Genomic DNA, 22,139 nt, shown 5'->3' with positions numbered 1-22,139 from the left:
AGAAGGCCGCGGCCTGGGTCCACGGCAGAGTCGGCGTCGCCTCCACCAGCCAGCCCCGTTCCAGCAGCCTCTTCAGACGAGCCCTCGAGCCCTCGACGCGCGAGGCCAACGCGCTGGCCCAGCCGAGTACCACAGCCGCCCGCCTGGCACCCAGCCCCTCGACTCCGGCCTCCGCGGCGGCAGCCATCACCGCCTGATAGTCCACCGACAGGTCCTCGACCCCGGCCGCGTTCTCCCTCGCACCGCTTCCTTCCGAATAGGGTCAGCAGCCGCCCGAGTGCGGGCCGTCCCAGTCCTGCCCGCCGTACCAGTGCTCCGTGCCCAACGCCCAGGAGCCGCAGTTGTTCACGATCGCCCGCGCGTGCCAGGCGTCCGGGTTCGCCGAGTGGATGTCAACTGTGCCTGTGGGGACGTCCTTGGTGTAGGTGTACCCACCGCCGTATCCGTACACAGCGCTGTAGTAGGAGATGATGTTGACGTCCACCCACGCGCCTGGGTGGGAGTTCTGGAAGCCGCCCGCCCACTGCCAGTGCGCGGACGCCTGCCCGTTGCAGGTGTTGTACTGCTGCTCGACCTGCCCGGCGTACTCACCGCCGTAATTGACGTTGCCGGGCAGCCCGATGTTGATCACGCCGCAGCTGAGGGCCTTGGCCGGCTGGCGGGGGGCGGTCTGTGCCGAGGCGGTCCCCGCCAGCGACGCTGCGAGCATTCCGGTGGTTAGGGCGAGCAGTGCGAGTTTCTTGATCATCTCGTGGTTCCCCTGTTCCTGTTCGTGACTTGGATGGTTCGACGGCGATGAACCACGCGGTGGTGGTTGACGTCTTCGTTCTCAGCACAACGCCCATGGGCAGGTGCTCGGAACGCTGCTTCCGCAGTGACTCGGTGCCTCTACGATTGCCCGCCGGCCGGGCGTCCGACTACGCTTTTGCGCCGGCGCGCAAAGGCCTCAGGACATCAACGCAAGGCACGAGTTGGGGGACTCAGGTTGATACGGATACGCCTCGGCGCCGATGATCTTGAACGGGTGCAGATTGCTGATGCGCCCGACTTCGGCTATGAACTCGCCCTGGGCGGGTCCGTGTTGGCCGACCGGACCCGAGCCAGTCATCTCTCACAATGGCGACGTGAGGTCGCCCGCAACTGGAACCCGGGCTACTCCAGGCTATTTGACCTCTATACCCCGGGCTATCTGCCGACGTTCTCCGGCCTGGCCGCCCGTCCCGTCCAGGCCCAGATGGCCCACCCGGCCGTCGATCCCGACTCCACCGGCACTGTCCTCCACGTGCGCGACCTGGCTCGGGCCCGTGCCCTGACGCCCTTCACCACTGCTCTGGCCGATGGACATGCTCCCGCGTACAGCGCGTTAAGCAAGCTGGTCTCCGGCTTCCAGACCATCGCGTTGGATCCGTTCCGACGCCGGATCACCTCCGTTGTGGCTACCGCTTCGGCTCGGGCCGGAACCCGGACTGCGACATCCGGTATCGATGCCATGCTGCGCACTCTGCACCCCATGGTGCACTGGGACGGGTCTGTACTGGCCCTGGACATCCTCCACGACTGCCACGAGCCGCTTGAAGGCCGCCCGTTGGTTCTTCAGCCCTCGGCGCTCGCGATCGGGATCAGCATGAACCCCGCTGCCGACTCGGTCACCATCACGTACCCGGCAACCAACGGTGTCCTTGCCCTTGATCCCGCATCACGCGCGCCCAGCTTGGCCTTGGCAACATTGCTCGGCTCCACCAGGGCGGCCGCTTTGGCCGCCGTGGTCGAGGCTCCGGCTCTGACCACCGGAGACCTCGCGGCGGTCCTGGGCCTGTCTGCTGCCGCCGCCTCCCGGCAGGCCACCGCCCTGCGCGAGGCCGGCCTGATTGCCACGTTCCGCAACGCCCAGACCGTTCACCATCACCCGACCCGGCTCGGTAGGGACCTGCTCAGCGGCTCGGACGACGCCAGGGACCGGTGAAAGGGGAGGTGACGACATCTCGAACGCTCTCCCCGCGCGAGCGGGGGTGGTCCGTTCCCCCTTCCGGGATCGAGGGGAACCTCCCCGGTTCTTCCTGCACAGGCGGGGGAGTCCGGCTGCGGGTCACGGCCGTAGCCGGCGTCGGCCAGCACCCAGGAGAACGGCACGTGGGTTGCGCGGGCGTGCTCGGGCGTCGTGCTGGCCAGTTCGGGCTTGGTGGCGAAGCCGACGTCCTGGGGCACCCCGGCTTCACGGCATCGCTGCTGGTCGGCGGTCCATTCCTCGGGCAGGTACAGGCGGCGGTCGATGAAGGCATGCCCGGTTTGGATGGCGTAGGTGAGCATCACCATGGTCCGGCAGTTGGGGACATCGCTCGTCAGACCGCAGTGCCGGTAGGCCACCCCGACCGACTTGGTGACCTTCTTCTGCGCCTGTGTGTCGATGATCACCAGCGAGGCGTCCGGATCGCCCAGATGTGTCACGACGTACTCGCGGACCGCGTCCCGCAGCAGGTCAGCACACCACACCGAGCCGTGCAGCAGCCACTGCATCCGATCCGCGGTCACATGCCCGGCCCGCTCGGCCAACGTCCAACCGTTCTTCCTCGGCAACTCCGCCAGCAGCCCCGCGACGAACTGCGCGAACACCACCCAGGCTCCGGCCGGTTGAACAAACGCCCAATCGAGCCGCTCAGTTCGGTCAGCGCTGCGTCCCACCCGGCTATCTCGGCCAACCTTCGAACCTCGCAAGCCACCTGGACGCCTTCAGGGACCTGATGGGCCCGGTGAACGGCGTGATGCTGCTGGCTGTAGGCACTGAGACCTACCGCAACGGTGGTTCCATGGGCTGGCCCATCGCGGGAGCGGTCCTGCTTGTGATCAATCTCCGGGTTGCCTGGCGCCGCCTCGCCAGGCGCCGGAATCCGACCCCCTCGCCGTAGAGATGCCAGACAACCGTCAGCTTCTGACATCCACGGCAGACCGTGAGGATGCCGGTGGTCCCGCCTTGGGGCCTGGCTCTCCATCAACGGCGCCGGACGGGGGCGACTCCAGCGTTCAGTCCGCGCCCTCGCACCAGTCGCCGACCGCAGCAGGAGCGGGTTCGGCGGCGGCGAGGTTGTGATTTTCGCCTATGGCCCTGATGCGGAAGCTCTGCCGTGTGATGGAGCCCGACTTGCGCGCGCTCCCGTTTCGGCCGGCGCACGCCGTATTGCGCTACGGATGGCCTGCCTGACGGTGTCCTGACAGAGCGCATGGAGCTCTGAGCGTGCGTGCCGACGACGGGGAGAGCCTCCGGCAAAGGAGGTTCATGGCTCTGTCGAATACGCGTCGAAGGTGCACTCGACTTCTGAAGTGGCTGTTGCCATGCCTGCTGCCATGCTGGTCAGTGGCCTGTCGGTATCGAACCGACCAGCCTCTTCCAACGACCAGGTTCCCGAGTGACCGGGTCGCCCCGAGCGGGAGGCCGCGGAGACCCGCCCTCTGCGCGGGCGGGTCCTCGGGTGGGACAGCCGTGTGGCGGTCCGAGCGGTTCATGCGACCGGTGGCTGCCGGTAGCGGAGGGCGAGGCGGGCGTGGTTGCCCCGGTGGAGCAACGTGGGTTCGGTGTCCGTCCAGTTCTGGATCGTCTCAGGGTTGTCGATGCCGGGGACGCACAGTGTTTCGTCGTGCCGGTGGGCGATGAGCAGGGCTTGGGCGACGTCCGGGGCGGGCATGGCGCGCGGGTCGGTGTGGTTGATCCCGCCGGACCATTCGGCGTCGACCAGGCCCGGGCACACGACGGTGGCCTTCACCCCGGTGCCGCGCAGTTCGCCCGAGAGGCTTCGGGTGAAGGCCACGACGGCGGATTTGGCGGCGACGTAGAGGGTGCGGGGGAAGCCCATGTCGAGGCCCGCGCTGAAGGCGAGCAGGGAGGCGACGGTGATGATGCCCCCCGAGCCGGCTTGGAGCATCGCGGGGAGTACCGCGCGGGCGAGGGTGATGTGAGCGGTGGCGTTGAGCCTCCACAGGCGGTCGACGTCGTCGGGGGAGAGGTCGGCGAGGGCGGTGTAGCCGCCGGTGCCGGCGTTGGACACCAGCAGGTCCACGCGTCCGGTCCGGGCGCGGTCCACCACCGTGCGCAGGCCCTCGCTGTCGGCGAGGTCGGCGGGCAGTGTCTCGACCCGGCTTCCGGAGCGGCGCAGGGACTCGGCCTCGGCGGTCAGTCTGTCCTCGCGGCGGGCCACCAGGATCAGGTCGTGGCCTTCCTGGGCGAGCAGGCGGGCGGTGGCGAGGCCGATGCCGCTGCTGGCTCCGGTGACGAGTGCGGTGGGCCGGTCGGTCATGCCACGGCCTGCTTCGGCGAGGTGACCGTGTCCAGGCGGTGGCGCAGGAAGGCCGCGGCCCGGTCGAGTGCCGCCGCGGCCTCGTCCAGGACGGCGGCGAACGCCTGGAAGACGTGCGGTGCCCCGGCCACCACATCGAGGGTGACGTCGAGGTCGCACTCGGCGGCGCGGGCCGCCAGGCGTACCGCGTCGTCGAGCAGGACCTCGTGGCTGCCGGCCTGGATGAGGAGCGGTGCGAGGCCGCGCAGGTCGGCGAAGACGGGGCTGGCCAGCTCGTCCGTGGGATCGGTGTCGCCCAGGTAGTCCGCGGCTCGTACGCGCAGCGCGGTGGCGGTCATCGAGGGGTCGGCCTCCGCCTTGGACCGGAGGCTGCGGCCCGACTGGGTCAGGTCCGCCCAGGGGGACAGCAGCAGTCCCGCGGCAGGCTGGGGCAGCCCCGCCCGCCGGGCGCTCAGCAGGGTCGCCACCGCCAGTCCGGCGCCGGCGGACTCTCCCGCGACGGCGATCCGCGCGGGGTCGCCACCGGCTTCCAGCAGGGTGCGGTATGCGGTGAGGGCGTCGTCGGTGGCGGCCGGGTAGCGGTGCTCGGGGGCGAGCCGGTAGTCGACCGAGAGCACCTCGGCGCCGGTGCGGCGGGCGAGGCCGGCGACCAGGTTGAGGCTGGTTTCCGGGGCGCCGACGGCGTAGCAGCCGCCGTGGAAGTGCACGATGGTGGCGGTCGGGACGGTCCCGTCGACGCGCACCCGAAGGGTGGGGACCCCGCCGAGTGTGGTGCGCTCGGTCCGTACGTCCGCCGGTACGGGGGCGGCGGTGAGCATGGCGCGGAACACCGGCCGTGTCTCGAGCGGATCCCGGGCCAGGTCCAGTGCGGCGTTGCGCAGAATCGCGGTGACATTGTCCATCTGGGTGGTGCTCATGGTTGTGGTCCTCGACGTTGTCCGGAGATGCAGTTGATTAGGGCTAATATACTAAGTGCTATGAACCATGAGAGCAACACTTCGAGGAGCGGATCAGTGGACAACGAGGACTTCCTGCGGCTGCTGGTGCGCGCCCAGATCCACCTGTGGGACGTGGCGGACAACGCGCTGCGCGCCGGTCACGGCCTGCCGCTCGCCCACTATCTGCCGATGCGCGTCATCGCCGGGACCCCCGACTGCCGCGTCCAGGACATCGCGGACGGGCTCGCCATCACGAGCGGTGGCGCCAGCCAGGCCGTCGACCGGATCGAGAAGGCCGGTCACGTCCAGCGCCGACCCCACCCCGCCAACCGGCGTTCCTCCATCGTGGAGTTGACCACGCAGGGACGCACGCTCCTGGACGCCGCCGCGACCACGCTCGACCAGGAGGTCGAACGCCACTTGACCTCACTGTCGCCGACCGCTCGCACTCAGGTCGCCGACGGTCTGGCCGCCATGCTTCCCCAGCGCTGATGAAGGCGGTCTCCGGACCGGGCCCCGGAGTCGTCCGCCGAGGCCCGGTCCGGGATTCCAGTCCCTCAGCCCGTCCGTGCGGTCGCCTCCGGCGGTGGAGCGGTGGGCAGCGTGATGACGAGTCGGGCGCCGCCGTCGGGGTTCTCCGCGGCATGGATGCTGGGTGGTGTGCCTTGGCGATTTCGCGGGCGCTGACCAGGCCGAGGCCGTCGTTCCCCGTGCGGCGCTCGCGGCTCGCGTCCGGACGGATGAAGCGGTCGAAGGTACGGTCACGGTCGGCGGCCGGGATGCCCGGGCCGTCGTCGGTGATCTCGACGACGGTGTCCTCTCCGGTGGTCGCGGCGGTCACGTGGACGGTCGTACGGGCGTGGCGGACCGCGTCGTCGATGACGTTGCCGAACAGTCGCTCCAGGCGGTCCGCGTTGCACCACCGGGTCGAACTCGCCCCGGAATCCAACGGGTTGCCTCCCCTCCTCATCGCCTGCACCGACGCGCCCCGGCCCGAGGGCGAGGCGTACGTCGAGGCCGACGGCCCCGTCCACCCGGTCGAAGAACCCGCGGTGCCCCTGCCCTGAGCGGCTTACGAGACCGAGCCGCGGCGTTCCAGGACGGAAGGCGACAGGGTCACAGCCGTGTGGCCGTGCGGACCAGCCCGGCGAGGGCGAGCGAGCGGCTGTGCGCGGGCCAGGCGATGTGGGTCACGACGGGCGGCGCGTCCGCCAACGGGACGGCGACGTGATCGGCCCACAGCCAGGTGCGGGCGGAGTCGGGGAGGACGCCGACGGTGCGTCCCAGGGCGATCAACTGGGCCAGCTGCGTCTGGTCGTGGATCTCGGGCCCCGGGCCGGGCGGGTACGTGCCGTGGCGGGGCCAGCGGGCGAGCGGAAGATCGGGGATGTCGCTCACCTCGGCCAGGGACAGCGTCCCGCGCACGGCGAGAGGATGCCCGGCGGGCAGCACGGCGATCTGTCCCTCGGTCATCAGTTCCTCGCTGTCGAACCCGGCGAGGGAGTTGAACGGCGCGTGCATGAGCGCCACATCGGCGCTGCCGTCCCGGAGCAGCCCTCCCTGCTCACACACGCCGCACGGCAGGACCTCGATCTCGGCGGCGCCGGGCTCGGCCGCGTAGGCGTCGAGAAGCTTCCGCAGCAGTTCGTGGGACCCCGCGGCCTTCACCGCCAGCACCAGGCGATTGCGGCGGCCCCCCGGACCGTCGGCGCCACCGGCACGGCGGGTGCGGCGAGCGGCAGCGGTGGTCGCGTCGAGGGCCGCGCGGCCCTCGACGAGCAGCACCTGTCCGGCATCGGTCAGGGAGACTCCGCGGCGGTTGCGTTCCAGGAGGCGGACGCCGAGGCGTCGTTCAAGCTGCTGGATCGCCCGGGACAAGGGTGGTTGGGCCATGCCCAGGCGTTCGGCGGCGCGGCCGAAGTGCAGTTCCTCGGCGACGGCGATGAAGTACCTCAACTCGCGGGTCTCCAAGATGTCCACCGCACCAGCGTAAGCCCGTGATACCTGCAGGGTATGACTGGGCACCGTATCGGTGTTGGATGCGCCACGCCTCCGCGAGCGAACATCAACGGTATGAGCGAAACGAAGACAGCGCTGGTGACCGGCGCGAACAAGGGAATCGGCTACGAGATCGCGGCCGGGCTGGGCGCCCTCGGGTACCGCGTGGGCGTGGGAGCCCGCGACGACGCCCGGCGTGCCGCCGCCGTCGGGAAGCTGCGCGCCGCCGGGGCGGACGCCTTCGGCGTGCCGCTGGACGTGACCGGCGACCGGAGCGTCACCGATGCCGCGGAACTGCTCGAACAGCAGGCCGGGCGCCTGGACGTCCTGGTCAACAACGCCGGCATCTCGGGAGAGACGGGTCCGGGATGGGTGCAGGACCCGACCACCCTCGACCTCGACCTCGTCCGCGCCGTCGTGGACACCAACGTCCTCGGTGTCATCCGCGTGACCAACGCGATGCTGCCGTTGCTGCGCCGCTCGTCGTCGCCCCGCATCGTCAACGTCTCCAGCGCGGTCGCCTCCCTGACCCGGCAGGCCGACCCGGACATCGAGATCGGCCCCGTCATGGCGGCCTACGCGCCGTCGAAGACGTTCCTCAACGCCGTCACCGTGCAGTACGCCCGGCACTTCGCCGGCACGAACATCCTGATCAACGCCGCGTGCCCGGGCCTGGTCGCGACCGACTTCACCGGCTTCCACGGACCCCGCACTCCTGAGCAGGGCGCGGCCACGGCGATCCGGCTCGCCACGCTGCCCGACGGCGGCCCGACCGGTTCGTTCGTCGAGGACGACGGCGTCATCTCCTGGTGAGCGAACCTGCCGTGGTCACGCCGTGGTCCCCATTGGAACGGCCTCCGGAATCTCCCTTCGGACGCGCGGCTTGTCAGAGAACTCGTTCCCTTGGCGTACAGGCTTCTCAAGGTCAGGTGTTCGGTCACCGATACATCCGCTGGAAACCCGATTCCTAGGAAAGGCTTGTTGCTGTGACATCAGCGTCGGTGCCGCAGTTGCCGGACCCGCTCGCGCTCGCCGTCGACGATCTGCGGGCCGAGAGGCCGGTCATCGTGGTCGACGACGCGGACCGGGAGAACGAGGGGGACCTGGTCATGGCGGCCGAGTTCGCGACCTCCGAGGCCATGGGATTCTTCGTCCGCTGGACCAGCGGGCTGATCTGCGCGCCCATGGCCCCCGAGGTCGCCGACCGGCTGGAGCTCCCGCTGATGGTTCCGCCCGCCCCCGGGACGGACATCATCGAGACCACCGCCTACACGGTCTCCGTCGACGCGGTCGGTGTCGGCTCGGGGGATCTCCGCCGCGGACCGGGCACTCACCGTGCGCGCACTGGCCGACCCCACGACCCGGCCCGAGCGGCTGGTCAGGCCCGGGCACGTTTTCCCGCTCCGGGCCCGCCCCGGTGGGGTCGCCGAACGGCGCGGGCACACCGAGGCGAGCGTCGACCTGCTGCGGCTGGCCGGTCTCTCGCCGGTCGCAGTGATCAGCGAGGTCTGCGAGGACGACGGTTCCGTCGCCGGCTCCGACGGTTTGCGCGCCTTCGCCGACCAGCACGGCCTTGCGGTGGTATCCATCGAGGAACTGCCCGACGCCCTGCGGCTCGCCGACACGGCGACCGTATCACCTGGACGCACCGTGCGACGGTCTTCGACCTGGACGACACACTGATCGACACCGCGAGCGCCTGGGCGCGGGCGTGCGCCCGCTTCACCACCGGTCACGGGCACGTCTGGCGTGCCCAGGACACCGCCGCACTGCACGGAAACGGCAACTGGGCCTCGTACGTCGCCGGTCTGTGCGGTGGTACGGCGACCACCGCCGAGGTCGTCGAGGCCTGTACCGCCGAGATGGTCGACGCCTGCGCGGCAGGAGAGGTGCGGGCGCTGCCAGGAGCGGTGGAGCTGGTCCTCGAAGCCCGACGCCACGGACCGGTCGGCGTGGCCAGCGCCAGCCCGCGCCGCTTTGTCCGGGCCGCCCTCGAAGAGGTGGGCCTGGCCGCGGAGTTGCGAGCTGTGGTGTGCGGTGAGGACGTGGTCCGGGTCAAGCCCGCACCCGACCCCTATCTCCGCGCGGCGGCCGAGATCGGGGTCCCGCCGTCCGGCGGCGTGGCCGTCGAGGACTCCCCGGACGGCATCAGGTCGGCGGCCGCCGCCGGCATGCGGGTCCTCGCCGTGCCCCGCGCGGGCATGACCCTGCCGGACGATGTGGCCCACCTGCCCGTGGCCCTGGCCCGCACCGCGACCGAGGCACTGCCCCTGCTGACCCGGCTGCTCACCTCCCGGCCCGAGCCCCTGATCCGCGTAACCACCCCCACGTGACCAAGGGAACCCGACCCGCCGCCGAGGCGGGTCGGGACTCGGCCCGGACCTCGCCACCGCTGAAGGGTTCCGGCTGAGCGCCGCCCGCGCGTCAAGTACCGCTGGTGCGCCACCCAGTGGAGGAGATACTCGGTGTCAGTGACGGGCCACTTCGCCACGGTGTTCTCGTCCGACGGCCGAACGGATCGACGTGGTCGGCCTTCACCACGTTCTCGCAGGAGCGCGTGGTCGGCGGCGGCCGGGTCGCCCGAGCGACCGTTGTGAGGGCAGATCGCGATGGGCCAGGCTCGGACCGGTGCCGGGAAGTACTGTCGCGGGCATGGTCGAACATGATGTCCTCCGCGTGACCCGCGAGGCCTACGACGATGTTGCCCCCGTGTATGCGCAGCTGTTCCGCGACGAGCTGCGGGAAAGTCCTTTGGAGCGTGCGATCTTGAGTGCGTTCGCCGAGGTGGTAGGTGCGAGTGGGGACGGTCAGGTCGCGGATCTGGGGTGTGGACCTGGCCATATCACGGCTCATCTTGATGGGTTGGGGCTGTCGGTTTTCGGTGTCGACGCTTCGTCCGCGATGGTCGCATTGGCTCGACAGGCCTATCCGGGCCTGCGGTTCGACATGGGCACCATGGCCGAGTTGAACATCGCTGACGGCGCGCTGGGCGGCGTACTCTCCCGTTGGTCCATCATCCACACTCCGCCGCCAGAACTCCCCGCCATCCTGGCGGAGTTCCACCGTGTGCTGGCACCTGGCGGTCACCTTCTGGTCGGATTCTGGGCCAGCGAAGATCCGTCCCATCCGACGCAGATCTTCGACCACACCGTCGCGCCGGCCTATCGCTGGTCGCCTGATCACCTCTCAGCGATGCTCCGCACGGCAGGGTTGGCCGAAGTGGCCCGGATGGTTCGCGAGCCCGAGCCCACCGACCGACGCCAGTTCCAGGCGATTCATCTGCTCGCACGCAAGGCTTCGGCAGGGACTGTCTGATGGAACGCATGACCGCGCGGGCTTCGTAAAGCGGGAGCGCGGTGGGCCAGGAGCGCGGTGTGCTGGGCTGCTTCGGGCAGGGTACGGGTCCGGTTCGCCGCGGTCGAAGCGGTGCTCGCCGCTGGGGCCGGTCGGCAGGGGGAGGGGCGATCGTCGTCGAGTCGCCGCCATGGTGCGCGAGAACGCCTCCCACGACCACGGCAGCGGTCCGGAAGGCGGCCGACGCCTTCCTGGAGGCCGAACGGGACGGGAACCCCGTGCCCGCCGGTGCGCGACCTGTTCGCCGACACGGACACCGTCTCGGCCTATGCCGTCCATGCGGATCGACATCGAGCGCAGGCTCGACGCGGGCCGCCGGATCGTCGGCCGCGAGATCGGCCCCACCTCACCCGCCATGCAACGCCAACTGGACCTCGGGCAGCCCGACTTCGGCGCGCTGCTCTCCGACATGGCCCTGGCCGACGGCGGAGTCGTCCCCCACGGGCGGCCGCTCCAGCCCAAGATGCGTGCCTCGTCGTCGCCGACGTCATCACCCTGGTCGCCGTCCGCCGTCGTTCATCTGCCGGGTCCGAGCCCGAGGGCAGCGGCAAGACCAGCTAATGAATCAACCCACCAACAACGTAAGGAATTTGAACTCGTGATGTCGGCGATGGTGCTGCTGCGGGCGTCGCCGACATCGCGTGGAGGCCGCCAGGGTCGGCGTCAGTGGGCCCGCTCGAGACGGTCGGCGTCCGGGTGTCCGGCGCTCAGGTGGGCGGTGAGGAAGCGGGCGGCGCGGTCGAGTGCGGCGTCCGCCTCGTCGAGGTGGCCGTAGTGGTGCTGGAAGACGTGGGGGAGGCCGGGCCCGACTTCGAGGGTGACCTCGACGTCGTCGGCGCCCGCGCGGCCGGCCAGCCTGACCGCGTCGTCGAGCAGCACCTCGTTCGCCCCGACCTGCACGAGTAGTGGGGGCAGCCCGGTGAGGTCGGCGAACACCGGGCTGGCCAGGGGATGCGCCCGGTCACCCGCGCCGACGTAGGGATCGGCGTAGGCGCGCACGTCTGCCTCGGTGAAAATGGGGTCGACGCCGTCCTTGGAACGGATGCTTTCGCCCGTGAGGGTGAGGTCGGCCCACGGGGAGAAGACGACCACGGCGGCCGGTTGCGGCAGCCCGGCCTCGCGGGCCGCGAGCAGCGTGGCGATGCTCAGGCCGCCACCGGCGGAGTCACCGGCCATGACGAGGTCCCGTGCGTCTGTGCCCGCCGCCAGCAGCTCGCGATAGGCCGCCAGCCCGTCGTCGACGGCCGCGGGGAAGGGGTGCTCGGGCGCCAGCCGGTAATCCACCGATATCGCTCGCAGTCCGGCGCGGCGGGCCAGTTCGCCGACCAGTCCCGCATGGGTGTCCGGTGAGCCGACGACGTAGCCGCCGCCGTGCAGGTAGAGCAGTCGGCCGCGGCCGGAGACTTCGGCCGGCTCCAGCTCCAGGGCCGGCCGCCCGCCCAGGACGGTCCTGCGGGTGAGCACGCCCTCCGGCGCGGGGCGGGTGACGGCTCCGGCGAAACCGCTGCGCTGCTTCCCGGGAGCGGGCCGCGTCTCGCTGCGAGGGGCGGAACGGAGCATGGCGTCCAGGGCGTCGCGCTGCTGTCGGGACATGAGGGCCTCCATGGGGTGGGCGGGATGCGAGGATGCATTCCTGGGAATCCATCCGCCTGAGCCCAACCAGATTCCAAGGAAGATGATTCCCAGGAATCTACCTGGAGGGATACTTTGAGCCACGTCACCCCGATCTTCACCGACCTCGTCCGCGTCGAGACCCGGCTCTACAACGCGGTGAGCGCCCGGCTGCGCGCCGAACAAGGCCTGGGGCTGGGACAGTTCGAGTTTCTGGAGATCATCGACCGTGTGCCGGGGTGCCGCGTGCTCGACATCGTCGGCGAACTGGCGATCACCGTCGGGGCCGTCAGCAAGGCGGTCGACCGGCTGGTGGCTGTCGGCTGGTGCCTGCGGGTCGCGCACCCCCAGGACCGCCGCTCGTCCGTCCTGCGCCTCACGTCCGAGGGCGAGAAGCAGTTGGCCGCTTCCCGCCCCCTTGTCGAAAGCGCACTCATCTCGCTGACCGCGACCATTCCCCCTGACGACCTGACCCGCATCGCCGCAACCCTGACCACCCTTCGCGCGACCCTCGAAGAGGGCTCCCACGGCCGACCGGGCTGAGGGGACATGACCCACGCTCGGCCCCGCGAGGGCGACATCCCGGGGCGTCAGCAGTGGTGGGCTGCGGGCATGGCCTTTCGCAGAACGGGGGCGGGGAGCGTGGGAGAGGGCGGGTAGACGGTCCTGCCCTCCTTGATGGTCTCCACGACGGTGATGTCCTTGATCTTCCGCTCGGGGATCGTGAGCGGGTTGTGGCTGAGGATCACGAAGTCCGCGAGCTTGCCCACCTCGATGCTGCCCTTGGTGTCCTCTTCGAAGTACTGGCGGGCGGCGTTGATGGTGATGGACTTCACCGCGTCCAGCGCCGACACGCACTGGTCCGGACCGAGAACGCTTCCTGAGGTGCGGGTGACGCGGGTGACCTGGCTGGACAGGATGGCGATCGAGTTGGGCAGGGCCACGGGTGCGTCGTGGTGCGAGGTGTAGGCCATGCCGCGGTCCACCGCCCACCGGGCGGGCGAGATGTCGACGGCGCGTTCGGGGCCGAGCACGGTCTTGCGGTACCAGTCGCCCCAGTAGTAGGTGTGCATGGAGAAGAACGACGGGATGATCCCGAGTTCCCGGAACGCCTCGATCTGGTCCTCACGGGCCGTCTGGCAGTGGATCGCCGTCGTACGCCGGTCCTGTCCGGCTTCTTCGGTGGCCGAGCGCACGCACCGGATGAGCTGGTCGATGGCGGCGTCGCCGTTCACGTGCGCGATGACATGCCAGTTGTTGGCGAATCCCGCCCGGACCTGGGCCAGGACATCCTGGTCCGGCAGGGCCGCATAGCCGCAGTACTCCTCGTCCTGGCCGTCGGGCGGGGTGAGGTAGGGCTCGGTGAGCCAGGCGGTGCGCCCCTGGGGTGAGCCGTCCAGGACCAGCTTCACCCCGGCCGCGCGCAGGCCCTTGGTGTACTCCCGGCTCGCCTGGACCGTGGCAGGGGATTTCATGGCCTGCTCGGCCTTCACGTAGACGACCACGTCGGTGGGCAGGCCGGCGGGGTAGGCGTCCGCGACCTGCCGCATGAGGCCCAGGACCTCCAGGCTCGCTGCCCCCTCCTGCACGGTCGTGAAGCCGAAGCTCGCCGCCGACAGGAGGCCCACGGTCAGGAACTGCCCGCTGTCGACGGGGTCCATCCCGGCGACGGCCAGGTCGGCGGCGGGGATGAACGCGGTCTCTTCCAGCACGCCGCTCGGCTCCCCGTACACGGGCCCGGAGTCGGTTGCGCGCTCCAGCCTCCGCCGGATCACTCCGCCCTCCGGGTCCGGTGTCATGGCGGTGTACCCGAGTCGTTCGAGCCCCAGGCTGTTGACCGCTCCCAGATGGAAGGACTGATGGATCGCCAGCACGGGCTTCTCGGTGGACACCGCGTCCAGGTCGTCGCGGGTGGGGTGCTTGCCGTCGGCGAGCATGGAGTCGTCGTAACCGAAACCGATGACCCAGTCCGAGCGTTTCCCCACCTCGCTCTCGGCGAACTCGCGCAGCTTGTCCTGGAGGGACGCGATGTCGGTGATGTCGCCGTCGGGAGCGGCCAGGAGATTGGCGATCGTGGCCTGCAGGCCGGTGCCGGTGACGTGGCCGTGTGCATCGATGAAGCCCGGCAGCAGAGCCTGATCGGGCAGCAGTGCGTGCATCCGCGTGTCTGGTCCCTGCCACGCGGCCCGCGCCTGGGGCAGATTGCCGACGAAGACGATCCGGCCGTCCTTGACGGCCACCGCCTCGGGCGCTGCCGACTTGTCGTCGGTGACCGTCACGATGGAACCGCCGGAGAAGATGATGTCGGCATCCCCAGACCGCGCTCCCGGCGGGATTACCTGAGACATCACACACCACCTGTTCGCCTATGAGTGACCAGCCTTCACTACGAAGAGTAGTCACTTGCATGCGAATCGCGAGCGGGCGACGCCGGCCAGTAGCGCAGGGTGAAGCCGACTCGGCACATCGCACACGGGACTCACCCGACGAACGTCTCTGGGACACCCGGGATCGGCAGAAGGTCGCGGCGGTGCGCCGGACATCGTGAAGCCGTCCGCCACGGACGCTCGCCGCCGGGCCGCATCGGGTCAGGAGGAATACCAGACGAGCCCGTCGCCGTCGTCGTGGGCGATCGTTTGAGCCATGACATCGCCGTCATGTCAGTAGAGCCCGTGTGTGCCGGTGAGGAAGCCGTAGGCCGACGCAAGCGACGCGGTATCGCACGCAAGGCCGTTGTGGATGCAGAAGCGCTCGACCAGGACCCCCGGGAACTGAGTGAGGCCGGCTCCGGGCGATGTGAAGCCGAGCGCGCTCCAGCCCTCGGGGACCACAGCCCCGATCCCGGTGCCGGGCTGCATCGGGTCGGCGTAGAGCATGCCGTCGCGGGCGCTGCTGCTGCGACCGTCACCGACGGCTTCCGCCCCTGACCCGTCCGGGGGCCCCTCCGGACCCCCGGACGACGTGTCAGTTCCCGCCGCGGGACCGTCGGGAGAGCGCTACGGCCACACCACCGGCCAGCAACAGCGCGCCGGCCGCCCCGACGATCCAGCCGCCGCCGAATCCGGTGTCGGCCAGCGGTCCGGACCCTGTCGAAGGGCCGCCCGAAACGGAGCCGGACGCTCCGGCCGCGCCGCCGGAGCCGGACCCGCCGGGCGTACCGCCGCCCCCGGACCCGCCGGCCGTACCGCCGCCCCCGGACCCGCCGGCCGTGCCGCCGCCCGCGGAGCCGTCCTGCGCCAGCCGCAGGGTCAGCGCCGCGCTGTCGTTGGAGGCGTCGGGGTCGAGCCCCTTCATGACCTCCAGCGTGCGGACCTGTCCCGTGGAGACGGCCGGGGTACGGGGGCCGATAGCGACGGTGAACGACAGGACGTGTCTGTCCCCCGGGGCGGGGTCACCGAAGTAGCACTGGTAGGAGGACCGGCCCATCCGGGGGCCGGGGTCCGACCCGTCGTCCGTGGGCGGCGGCTGGCAGTTGTCCGGGATCTTCGTGGCCTTCGTGCCCGGCGGCAGCTTGACGAGGACCGGGAGGAAGGCCTCGTCGTCGAGGAGGTCCTCCACCACCGCCGGCCCCCGGTCGATCACCGTGGCGTGCAGCGTGGCGTGACCGCCACGCCGCCCGGTGACGGTGTCTCCGGTGACGGCGAAGTCGGCGTGGTTGACGCTGTTGACGTAGGTGGTGAAGTACGGGTCGATGTTCCCGTCGGACGGCATCGCGCCCCTCGGGACCAGGGTCAGCGGGGTCCCGGGGCCGTTCGCCGGGGCGGCGCTGGTCAGCGGGGTGAATTCGTAGAAGATCTTGTCGCGCAGGGCCTCGTCGCCGACCTTGACGCGCAGCGGCGACGACAACGCGTACTGCCGGCCGGGCTCCACCGGGGTGGGGAAGTCGCACAGGGTCTCGCGCACGATGTGCCCCCCGCGGCCGCTCGCGGACACGTCGCGGCAGTTGGCCCAGGAGCCCTGGAGGTGCAGCCCGGCGGTGGTGTCGATCCGCAGCTCCACCCCCTTGGCCGCCGGGCGTTGGCCGTTGTTCCACACGTCGAGCGGAAAGTTCAGCATGTCGCCCGGCACCTGGTCCAGCTGCTCGGCGGACGCGCTGACCTTCAGCTGCGTCTTGCCGTTGGTCAGGGTGAGGTGGTCGCCGGTGACGGTGGCGTCCGACGCCGTGCCGGAGACGGTCACGGTGCCACTGCTGCCGACGGCCGCACCGGGCTTCGGCACCAGCGTGATGGCGTGGAAGTCCGAGGTGGCGGACGCCAGGTCCAGCGTGCAGAGGTTGCCCTTGCAGTGCTCCGACGGTGCCGGCTCGGCGAAGTCGGCCACTCCGGACAGGTCGACGGTCAGGTGGACGTGGTGTGCTGTGCCCCCGCCGGCCACCTTCCACCGGTAGGACAGGTTCACGCTCGCCGGCTCCGTCCCGATGAAGAGCTCGTGCTCGGCGAACTGGACCGTCATCCCTCGTGCGGCGTCCGCCGTGTCGGCGCGGGCCGGACCCGTGCCGAACACCCCTGCCACCAGCGCCACCGCGCCCGCCGCCGCCGTCGCGACCGCGCGTACCCGTGCTTGTCGTGCCATCCGACCGAAACCTTCCCCGTGCGCCGGGAGGGTCCCGGCCCGCCGTGCTTCGCAGGTGTGACCCGCAAGGTGCGTAAATGGTTGTGGCCCGCCGTGAATCAGGTGTCCGCGCCGCCGGGCACGATGTGACGTGGTCCAGGAGGCCGGACACGGATGAGCACAGTCGTCGACCTGTCGCGCTCAGGCTCGACGCGCTTCTCGCCGCCGGGCGTGAGGGCGAGGCACGCGAGTGCTTCGCCAAGACGGTCGAGTCCGACAAGGACAGCAGCACGGACGCCTCCGACCGGCTCGCGGAGCTGGACGGCGTCGAGTTCGTGGATGCGCTCGTCGAGGACGACCGCGAGGACGACGCTCCTCACCGTCCGCAGAGCTGACGCCGGTACCGCGGCGCAAACACGTGGGCGGCGGGACACTGGAAGGTGTACCGCCGCCCACGTGGCGTTTCCGGGGCCGCGACCGTCAGGGAGTCAGCGCCCGCAGGACCAGTCCCGACGCCGGCTTCGGGCCGAACGACGTCGAGTTGCGCGGCATCGTGACCCGCTGGCGGGCGAGATCGCGTACGACCTCCTCGTGGACCGGGTGCATCAGGACGGCCGTGCCTCCGTCCGGCGGCGTCGGGACACCCAGTGGGAGGCCTACGAACTCCTTGCAGGTGCCCGAGAGTTACGCATGACGACGTGCGCGGCTCAGCACGCAACGCCCCGACCTCAGTGGCGAGCTGAGGCGCAGTACCGAGTCGACTACCCTCCGCGGTCGGACGGCGCCCAGGCCGGGGCACTGGACAGGCATTTTGCAGCGCATCGAACCGAGCCCCGACCTGACGCACTCTGACCACGCGCGTATCGCCGCACATGGTCAGACGACGAAGTCCACCTGGAGGAGGGGGCTATCGCATGATCTTGTGGGGAGCCTGGCGGCCGTCTTGCGTGCCTTACCCGGACCGGGCGTCGCGGGTCCGGGCCCTGCCTCGTGCGGTGCCGCCCTGCGGCGGCGGTGCGTCAGCTCTGTGCGGTGTCGTCGCCCGCCTGCCCGGCGCCCTCAGCTGCGGCTGCCTTCTCGCGCATCTTGCGCACCAGCTCCGCCTTCTGGTCGGCTGCACCCTGTCGGTCGAGGTTGCGGTGCGGACCGTTGTTCTGCCGTTCGGCGCGGGACAGCCTCTTGCGTTGGCCGCCGCCCATGCCCACGGGGTTGTTGATGTTCTTGCTCACGGTCACGGGTTCTCCCGGTAATGATGTGAAGTGATCTACGGATTCAGCGGTGGGGACGGGCGGCGCCGTCGAAGGAGGTCAGCGGGGGCCCGTCACGCTCTCACTCGTAAATCGGCGTCTGGAAGAACATGGCAAAGACGTTACCCGGTTCCGTCGGCCCCGCACACCAACCGTTTCGCCGTCCCGGCGTCGGCCGGGTCTTCGGCGAGTGCCCGGGGTCAGCCGTTTCCCTCCGGGAATCTCAGCACTGCCGGCACCTGCCGATGGTCGCCGCCCGACCGGGTGGGCAGACCCCATTCTTCGACCGGGTACGGGCTGTCGACAATGGACAGCGCCTGTTCGCGGTGGCCGATGCCCATGACCTGGTCGAAGGGCACATGGTCGGGAGCCCATGAGGTCGGCCGGCTTGTGGGGAAGGCGTCCCGACTGGATACGACCAGGCCCCCGTTCTGCTTGCGGAGGAGACCGAGCAGGGAGACAGGGAGCGTGACGTTCAACAGCCGCTCAGCCTCCAGAATCGCCAGGTCGGTCAGAGGCAGTTGGACTCCACGGTCGCTTTTGATGTCCCAGAACGGTTCCGGCAGATCTTCACCGTGTGCCATGAAGCTCATCCTAGGAGCCCGGCCGAGGAAAGCTGGCAGACCTGTTACGGCCGGCACCGGCACTGGTCCGCGGATGGCACTTGGGAGAGGATCGTCCGGGCCGTCCAGGCTGGTGCCGACGCGGACGGCCGGATCGACTGGTCCATGGTGAGTGTGGACTCCAGGGTGTGCCGCGCTCATCAACACGCCGCCGGCGCACGCAAGCAGGCGCCGCAGTAAGCGCGCGAGCGCACCCGGCCCGCTCAGCACCGCCCCGATGAGGCGCTGGGCCGTTCGCGCGGCGGCCTGACAACGAAGATTCCCTTGGCAGGTGAGGGCGGTCTTCGGCCTCCTGCCATGCTGGTCACCCCCCGGCCAGTGGGGCGATGCCCCCAGCTGATCCCGGTTCTCGACCGCCTTCGCGTGCCTCGGCTGGACGGCGGCCGTCCCCGCACCAGGCCGGACCATCTCAGCGGCGGCAAAGCGTACTCGTCACGCCGCAACCGCCGTTACCTGCGGCGTCGGCAGATCAAGCACACCATCCCCGAACGCCGTGATCAGCGGGCCCACCGCCTGCGCCGTGGCAGCAGCGGCGGCAGACCCACCGGCTTCGATGCGGCACGCTACGGCCCCAGAAACGAAGTCGAGCGGCTGATCAACCGATTGAAGGCGAACCGGGCAGTAGTCATGCGCTTCGACCAGAGGGAGTATGTCTTTTACGGCACCGTGACCGTCGCAGCCCTGCACCTCTGGCTTTGCGCATGACCCGCCAACAACCTAGCGTGAGCCGAGGAACTCGATCGCCCGCTGGGTCAGGAGCTTGGCGGCGTCCGGGTCGTAGGACGACAGCGAATTGGAGCTCGCCAACGACTACGCGCAGCTCACGCGCGCAGGCGATGTGGTGTATGGCTTCGCGGCCGGGCTCTACCCGACCGACTATCCGGCGCTACCGGAGGCTGAATCTGCCGCAGCGGACGCGGACTGACCCGTACCGCAGATCGCGTCATCCATAACCGCGACTTACAGCATCGGAACCACCTTCACCACCCTGCCCCGAACAACCCGCCAACTCGCATGATCCGTCGGCCAGGCTAAGACTTGTCGCGCCAACTGCCTGCTCAGGGACCGATGGCATGATCGAAGCGTGATCAGTGAATCCGGTCGGTCCGGTGCGATGAGGTATGTCCTGTTTGATGTTGATGGCACGTTGATCGACGCCGTGGACAATCAGCGCCTGGTTTGGCGAACGTGGGCAGAGCGATACGGACTGGACCCCGATGAGGTCTACCGAGTGGCGTTGCGGACGAGGCCGATGGAGACCTTCGCGCAGGTTGCTCCGGACCAGGATCCCGGGGAGTGTCTTGCCTCACTGCATGCGTTGGAGGATGAGGACGTCCGTTCCGGTGTCTATACGGCCTTCGGTGGCGCCGCGGAGCTGCTGAGTGCTCTGCGGCCCGGGTCCTGGGCGTTGGTGACTTCGAACTATGGGCACCGGGTGCGTGGACGTTTCGCACGGACGGGCTTGCCGGTCCCGGAGGTCCTGGTGGATGCGGCCGCCGTGGAGGAAGGCAAGCCGTCGCCTGTGCCGTATCTGCAGGCAGCCGCGCGACTTGGTGCCAGACCGGAGGACTGTCTGGTCATCGAGGACGCTCCTTCCGGGGTGGAGTCCGGGCTGCGTGCCGGGATGACGGTGTGGGGTGTCAACGCCCCTGCGGCGGTGGACGGCGTACATCGTCACTTCGGCAGCCTGCGCGAAGCGGCCCGCGACGTCCTTGCCTTCGTGTCCGGACCCCACCCTCATGGGCTGGAGGGACCAGCCGCGGTGGAATGATCTTGACGGGGCTGGTGTGATCACGGCGTCGGAGCCGTCTTGGACAGTCCCGTACTCCGGGCTGAGCCCGCGCCAGTTCATGAAACTGGTGACGGCGCCGCGTCGCGAGGGGGTCGACGCCACCCGCCGGGGCAGGGCGTGGAGCCTGCCGCCGGCAGACAGGACGCTGTTGGTCACGGCGTACTGGCGCACAAACTTGACGATGCGCCGGCTCGCCCCGCTGTTGGCATCTCTAAATCCGCTGCCGACCGCATCATCGACCACCTCGGTCCGCTCCTCGCGCTTCAGCCCCGGCGCCGCTTCGCGAGAGGCGCCGTACTCATCGCGGACGGCACCCTGGTATCCACCCGCGACCACACGATCGCCGAGCAGTCCAAGAACTACAGGTACTCCACCAACCACCAGATGGTCATCGACGCCGATACCCGCCGGGTCGTCGTGGTCGGCCGGCCTCTGCCGGGCAACCGCAACGACTGCAGGGCGTGGGAGCAATCCGGCGCCAAAGCCGCTGCCGGGTGGTGTCCGCGGCACTGCGGTCGCTGCCCTGGCCCAAGGTGAGCGCCTGCCACTATCAGCGCGGACGTGGGCACGGCCGCCGTGAAACCCGCGCGGTGCGCGTGCTCACCATCACCGACCTGGGCCTGGACTTCCCCCACGCAGTCCAAGCCGCCCGGATCACCCGATACCGCATCAACGTGAAGTCGGCGAAGCTGACCCGGCAGACCGTCTACGCGCCACTGACCCGTCGCACCAGCAGGCCTCACCCCAACGGATCGGGGAACTCGCCCGCGCGCAGTGGACCATCGAGAACCGGCTACGCTGCCAGGGGATTCATGCTCGTCCGCCGCCAGGTCCCGCTCGATCCGTACCGGTCAAGATGGCTCGGTGTCCGAGTTTGAACCGAATGCCCAGTGGACCTCACAGCCGGGGCGTGCCCTGCTGGCCGTGCACAAGGGAGAATCCGCGGTTGGTCGCGCTTGCGACGCAGTACCGTGGGCCGGTGGATGAGATGCCAGCCCCGACGCCGGGTATGACGATCAGCGTTCGGATGCGCCAGGACGTGGTGATCATCGATCCGGAGCGCTTTGTCGCTTCGGCCCGCGAGGCGTACCGCGAAGCCTCCCCTGAAATCACCGACGAAAGGGCAGCCGAGGAAATCCGTGATGTCTACGACGCTGTGTGGGCTCTGCTGGACCGCTTCGGTCGACTCGCAGCCGACGCACCAGCGTCCGCCGGACTCCCAGGCCAACGAGTTCTGGACCGCCCAGACGGACTCTCACCTGCGGGCGAGTGGAAGCGCATCGTGCTCAACGATCCGCAACCACTGCAGGACTACGGCTGTTTCATGCCTGAGGGGTATGACCCGTTCGCCATCCCGTCAGGGATGTGATTCCGTCCACCGCGACAGGCTGGTTCGCAAGATCATTTCTCTGAGAAAACCTCAGTAACGGGATTGAGGATTCCGGGCTGACCCGCAGGTCAGTCATGGCGGCGTCCGGCACCTCGCGCTGCTCGGCCTCAGCTCGCGCAGAGTTCCCCGGCCGTGTCCGCCTACGGCTTGAACGTCAGCGCGAGCGACTCCGGTGTCATGATGCTGCCCGGCCGGCCTGGTAGCCGCCCCGGCGGCGACGTCGTGGCGACGCTGTTCGCGGCGGCCGCGACCGCTCTTGCCCTGCCGTCTCTCCTTCAACGCGATCGGGAGCCCAGGGCGACTCGGCAGGTGGTGACCACCCGCCCGTCCTTCGCGGGCCGCGCCGCTG

General features: G+C 69.9%; 21 protein-coding genes and 6 pseudogenes. 13 read left to right on the top strand and 14 right to left on the bottom strand.

The features are described from left to right. Nucleotides 1–22 precede the first annotated feature (22 nt). A pseudogene (locus tag ACIQRL_RS23775) lies at nucleotides 23–238 on the bottom strand (hypothetical protein); the annotation flags it as partial. Between the two features lie 24 nt (nucleotides 239–262). Further along, nucleotides 263–748, bottom strand: coding sequence for a hypothetical protein (locus tag ACIQRL_RS23770; RefSeq protein ID WP_401334684.1), 486 nt, complete (start codon nucleotides 746–748; stop codon nucleotides 263–265). Nucleotides 749–1,024: 276 nt separating this feature from the next. On the opposite strand from ACIQRL_RS23770, the gene ACIQRL_RS23765 reads away from it, so the two are divergent. Then, complete coding sequence (locus ACIQRL_RS23765) at nucleotides 1,025–1,963, top strand: MarR family transcriptional regulator (protein WP_401334682.1); 939 nt, start codon at nucleotides 1,025–1,027, stop codon at nucleotides 1,961–1,963. Here ACIQRL_RS23765 and ACIQRL_RS23760 read toward each other — a convergent pair. The 3 genes from ACIQRL_RS23760 to ACIQRL_RS23750 all read right to left on the bottom strand — a co-directional run bounded on the left by ACIQRL_RS23760 (nucleotide 1,903) and on the right by ACIQRL_RS23750 (nucleotide 5,203). Then, entirely contained in the window at nucleotides 1,903–2,613 is a 711-nt protein-coding gene (locus ACIQRL_RS23760; protein WP_401334679.1) for an IS701 family transposase, read from the bottom strand. The genes ACIQRL_RS23765 and ACIQRL_RS23760 overlap by 61 nt on opposite strands. A gap of 881 nt (nucleotides 2,614–3,494) precedes the next feature. After that, complete coding sequence (locus tag ACIQRL_RS23755; RefSeq protein WP_401334676.1) at nucleotides 3,495–4,286, bottom strand: SDR family NAD(P)-dependent oxidoreductase; 792 nt, start codon at nucleotides 4,284–4,286, stop codon at nucleotides 3,495–3,497. Next, entirely contained in the window at nucleotides 4,283–5,203 is a 921-nt protein-coding gene (locus tag ACIQRL_RS23750) for an alpha/beta hydrolase (protein ID WP_401334674.1), read from the bottom strand. The genes ACIQRL_RS23755 and ACIQRL_RS23750 overlap by 4 nt, the downstream gene beginning before the upstream one ends. Nucleotides 5,204–5,263: 60 nt before the next feature. Here ACIQRL_RS23750 and ACIQRL_RS23745 point away from each other — a divergent pair, with 60 nt between their 5' ends. Further along, nucleotides 5,264–5,716 (top strand): MarR family winged helix-turn-helix transcriptional regulator, encoded by a 453-nt coding sequence (locus ACIQRL_RS23745; RefSeq protein ID WP_401334672.1) that lies wholly within the window; start codon nucleotides 5,264–5,266, stop codon nucleotides 5,714–5,716. A gap of 223 nt (nucleotides 5,717–5,939) precedes the next feature. Here the strand turns inward: ACIQRL_RS23745 and ACIQRL_RS23740 are convergent. Further along, nucleotides 5,940–6,194: pseudogene (locus tag ACIQRL_RS23740) on the bottom strand (ATP-binding protein); the annotation flags it as partial. Nucleotides 6,195–6,340: 146 nt separating this feature from the next. Further along, nucleotides 6,341–7,204 (bottom strand): LysR family transcriptional regulator, encoded by an 864-nt coding sequence (locus ACIQRL_RS23735; RefSeq protein ID WP_401334669.1) that lies wholly within the window; start codon nucleotides 7,202–7,204, stop codon nucleotides 6,341–6,343. 93 nt (nucleotides 7,205–7,297) lie between these two features. Between ACIQRL_RS23735 and ACIQRL_RS23730 the strand changes: the two genes are divergently transcribed. The 5 genes and pseudogenes from ACIQRL_RS23730 (at nucleotide 7,298) to ACIQRL_RS23710 (ending at nucleotide 10,537) form a co-directional block, all read left to right on the top strand. Then, a complete protein-coding gene (locus tag ACIQRL_RS23730; protein ID WP_401334666.1) occupies nucleotides 7,298–8,035 on the top strand; it encodes an SDR family NAD(P)-dependent oxidoreductase in 738 nt (245 codons plus the stop codon). Nucleotides 8,036–8,208: 173 nt separating this feature from the next. Then, a pseudogene (locus ACIQRL_RS23725) lies at nucleotides 8,209–8,469 on the top strand (3,4-dihydroxy-2-butanone-4-phosphate synthase); the annotation flags it as partial. Nucleotides 8,470–8,515: 46 nt separating this feature from the next. Further along, complete coding sequence (locus tag ACIQRL_RS23720) at nucleotides 8,516–8,905, top strand: 3,4-dihydroxy-2-butanone-4-phosphate synthase (protein ID WP_401335501.1); 390 nt, start codon at nucleotides 8,516–8,518, stop codon at nucleotides 8,903–8,905. Next, complete coding sequence (locus ACIQRL_RS23715) at nucleotides 8,806–9,555, top strand: HAD family hydrolase (RefSeq protein ID WP_401335499.1); 750 nt, start codon at nucleotides 8,806–8,808, stop codon at nucleotides 9,553–9,555. Before ACIQRL_RS23720 ends, ACIQRL_RS23715 begins: the two co-directional genes overlap by 100 nt. A gap of 319 nt (nucleotides 9,556–9,874) precedes the next feature. Next, the gene (locus ACIQRL_RS23710) at nucleotides 9,875–10,537 is read left to right on the top strand and encodes a class I SAM-dependent DNA methyltransferase (protein WP_401334663.1); all 663 of its coding nucleotides are present in this window, start codon (nucleotides 9,875–9,877) and stop codon (nucleotides 10,535–10,537) included. 702 nt (nucleotides 10,538–11,239) lie between these two features. On the opposite strand, the gene ACIQRL_RS23705 is transcribed toward ACIQRL_RS23710, so the two are convergent. Next, the gene (locus ACIQRL_RS23705; protein ID WP_401334660.1) at nucleotides 11,240–12,169 is read right to left on the bottom strand and encodes an alpha/beta hydrolase; all 930 of its coding nucleotides are present in this window, start codon (nucleotides 12,167–12,169) and stop codon (nucleotides 11,240–11,242) included. 114 nt (nucleotides 12,170–12,283) lie between these two features. Here ACIQRL_RS23705 and ACIQRL_RS23700 point away from each other — a divergent pair, with 114 nt between their 5' ends. Beyond that, nucleotides 12,284–12,730 (top strand): MarR family winged helix-turn-helix transcriptional regulator, encoded by a 447-nt coding sequence (locus ACIQRL_RS23700; RefSeq protein ID WP_401334657.1) that lies wholly within the window; start codon nucleotides 12,284–12,286, stop codon nucleotides 12,728–12,730. Nucleotides 12,731–12,777: 47 nt separating this feature from the next. On the opposite strand, the gene ACIQRL_RS23695 is transcribed toward ACIQRL_RS23700, so the two are convergent. The 3 genes from ACIQRL_RS23695 to ACIQRL_RS23685 form a co-directional block, all read right to left on the bottom strand. Continuing rightward, nucleotides 12,778–14,535, bottom strand: coding sequence for an amidohydrolase (locus ACIQRL_RS23695; RefSeq protein WP_401334654.1), 1,758 nt, complete (start codon nucleotides 14,533–14,535; stop codon nucleotides 12,778–12,780). Nucleotides 14,536–14,847: 312 nt separating this feature from the next. Next, entirely contained in the window at nucleotides 14,848–15,063 is a 216-nt protein-coding gene (locus tag ACIQRL_RS23690; RefSeq protein WP_401334652.1) for a hypothetical protein, read from the bottom strand. A gap of 88 nt (nucleotides 15,064–15,151) precedes the next feature. After that, nucleotides 15,152–16,759: a hypothetical protein gene (locus tag ACIQRL_RS23685; RefSeq protein ID WP_401334650.1), complete on the bottom strand. Its 1,608-nt coding sequence runs from the start codon at nucleotides 16,757–16,759 to the stop codon at nucleotides 15,152–15,154. A gap of 77 nt (nucleotides 16,760–16,836) precedes the next feature. Here ACIQRL_RS23685 and ACIQRL_RS23680 point away from each other — a divergent pair, with 77 nt between their 5' ends. Continuing rightward, nucleotides 16,837–17,133: a hypothetical protein gene (locus ACIQRL_RS23680; RefSeq protein ID WP_401334647.1), complete on the top strand. Its 297-nt coding sequence runs from the start codon at nucleotides 16,837–16,839 to the stop codon at nucleotides 17,131–17,133. Nucleotides 17,134–17,218: 85 nt separating this feature from the next. Here ACIQRL_RS23680 and ACIQRL_RS23675 read toward each other — a convergent pair. The 3 genes and pseudogenes from ACIQRL_RS23675 to ACIQRL_RS23665 form a co-directional block, all read right to left on the bottom strand. After that, nucleotides 17,219–17,365 (bottom strand): annotated as a pseudogene (locus ACIQRL_RS23675) (DUF1015 domain-containing protein); the annotation flags it as partial. 392 nt (nucleotides 17,366–17,757) lie between these two features. Then, nucleotides 17,758–17,973, bottom strand: coding sequence for a DUF6243 family protein (locus ACIQRL_RS23670; RefSeq protein ID WP_393055604.1), 216 nt, complete (start codon nucleotides 17,971–17,973; stop codon nucleotides 17,758–17,760). 212 nt (nucleotides 17,974–18,185) lie between these two features. Continuing rightward, entirely contained in the window at nucleotides 18,186–18,578 is a 393-nt protein-coding gene (locus tag ACIQRL_RS23665) for a hypothetical protein (RefSeq protein ID WP_401335543.1), read from the bottom strand. A 21-nt stretch (nucleotides 18,579–18,599) separates the two neighbouring features. Between ACIQRL_RS23665 and ACIQRL_RS23660 the strand changes: the two are divergent. The 4 genes and pseudogenes from ACIQRL_RS23660 to ACIQRL_RS23645 all read left to right on the top strand — a co-directional run. Then, nucleotides 18,600–19,313: pseudogene (locus ACIQRL_RS23660) on the top strand (IS5 family transposase); the annotation flags it as partial. Between the two features lie 409 nt (nucleotides 19,314–19,722). Next, a complete protein-coding gene (locus ACIQRL_RS23655) occupies nucleotides 19,723–20,379 on the top strand; it encodes an HAD-IA family hydrolase (protein ID WP_401335496.1) in 657 nt (218 codons plus the stop codon). Beyond that, nucleotides 20,348–20,895 (top strand): annotated as a pseudogene (locus tag ACIQRL_RS23650) (transposase family protein); the annotation flags it as partial. The gene ACIQRL_RS23655 and the pseudogene ACIQRL_RS23650, both read left to right, overlap by 32 nt. 484 nt (nucleotides 20,896–21,379) lie before the next feature. Beyond that, on the top strand, nucleotides 21,380–21,769 hold the full coding sequence (locus ACIQRL_RS23645) for a hypothetical protein (protein ID WP_401334645.1): 390 nt from the start codon (nucleotides 21,380–21,382) through the stop codon (nucleotides 21,767–21,769). Nucleotides 21,770–22,139: the final 370 nt, after the last annotated feature.

This window comes from Streptomyces sp. NPDC091209 (assembly GCF_044757755.1).
Lineage (GTDB): Bacteria > Actinomycetota > Actinomycetes > Streptomycetales > Streptomycetaceae > Streptomyces.
This window is presented reverse-complemented; position numbering and strand designations above follow the sequence as displayed.

Bases quoted from the DNA above. Each gene is read 5' to 3' on its own strand.
- ACIQRL_RS23770 (WP_401334684.1), bottom strand. From the start codon at position 748: ATGATCAAGAAACTCGCACTGCTCGCCCTAACCACCGGAATGCTCGCA.
- ACIQRL_RS23755 (WP_401334676.1), bottom strand. From the start codon at position 4,286: ATGACCGACCGGCCCACCGCACTCGTCACCGGAGCCAGCAGCGGCATC.
- ACIQRL_RS23750 (WP_401334674.1), bottom strand. From the start codon at position 5,203: ATGAGCACCACCCAGATGGACAATGTCACCGCGATTCTGCGCAACGCC.
- ACIQRL_RS23745 (WP_401334672.1), top strand. From the start codon at position 5,264: ATGAACCATGAGAGCAACACTTCGAGGAGCGGATCAGTGGACAACGAG.
- ACIQRL_RS23730 (WP_401334666.1), top strand. From the start codon at position 7,298: ATGAGCGAAACGAAGACAGCGCTGGTGACCGGCGCGAACAAGGGAATC.
- ACIQRL_RS23710 (WP_401334663.1), top strand. From the start codon at position 9,875: ATGGTCGAACATGATGTCCTCCGCGTGACCCGCGAGGCCTACGACGAT.
- ACIQRL_RS23705 (WP_401334660.1), bottom strand. From the start codon at position 12,169: ATGTCCCGACAGCAGCGCGACGCCCTGGACGCCATGCTCCGTTCCGCC.
- ACIQRL_RS23695 (WP_401334654.1), bottom strand. From the start codon at position 14,535: ATGTCTCAGGTAATCCCGCCGGGAGCGCGGTCTGGGGATGCCGACATC.
- ACIQRL_RS23690 (WP_401334652.1), bottom strand. From the start codon at position 15,063: ATGCTCTACGCCGACCCGATGCAGCCCGGCACCGGGATCGGGGCTGTG.
- ACIQRL_RS23685 (WP_401334650.1), bottom strand. From the start codon at position 16,759: ATGGCACGACAAGCACGGGTACGCGCGGTCGCGACGGCGGCGGCGGGC.
- ACIQRL_RS23680 (WP_401334647.1), top strand. From the start codon at position 16,837: ATGGTTGTGGCCCGCCGTGAATCAGGTGTCCGCGCCGCCGGGCACGAT.
- ACIQRL_RS23665 (WP_401335543.1), bottom strand. From the start codon at position 18,578: ATGAGCTTCATGGCACACGGTGAAGATCTGCCGGAACCGTTCTGGGAC.
- ACIQRL_RS23655 (WP_401335496.1), top strand. From the start codon at position 19,723: ATGAGGTATGTCCTGTTTGATGTTGATGGCACGTTGATCGACGCCGTG.